This window comes from Pseudomonas sp. B2021, from assembly GCF_018135665.1.
GTDB classification, from domain to species: Bacteria; Pseudomonadota; Gammaproteobacteria; order Pseudomonadales; family Pseudomonadaceae; genus Aquipseudomonas; species Aquipseudomonas lactis.
Map to the genome: position 1 here is coordinate 1 of NZ_SMOF01000032.1, position 465 is coordinate 465.

1 protein-coding gene is annotated in these 465 nt (G+C 63.7%); it reads right to left on the reverse strand.

What is annotated here, in order from left to right; genetic code table 11:
* The coding region (locus tag E1K68_RS27545; RefSeq protein WP_212614966.1) for an ATP-binding cassette domain-containing protein at positions 1–465 on the reverse strand (465 nt) is incomplete at both ends.

Genomic DNA, 465 nt, shown 5'->3' on the forward strand with positions numbered 1-465 from the left:
AGGCGCGCGATGATCGCCATCAAGCGGTCGATTTCCCGCGCCGATAAACTGCTGGTGGGTTCATCAAAGGCGATCACGTTGGCGCCGCGGGACAGCGCTTTGGCGATTTCCACCAATTGGCGCTGGCCCAGGGACAGGCGTCCGAGCTTCTCGTCAGGGTCGATTTCATCGGCCAGGCCCTTGAGGCAGGTCAGGGCCTGCTTGCGCAGCAGGCCTCGGTTGACCACGCCAAAGCGCGTGGGCAAATGCCCGAGAAAGAGGTTCTCGGCCACGCTCATTTCCGGCACCAGGTGCAGCTCTTGGTGAATCACCGCCACACCGCTGGCGATGCTGTCGGCGGCGCATTTGAACGCCATGGTCTGCGCGCCGATTTGCACGGTGCCGCTGGATGGAATGTAGGCGCCGCCGAGGATTTTCAGCAGGGTCGACTTGCCTGCGCCGTTCTCGCCCATCAGCGCGTGCACC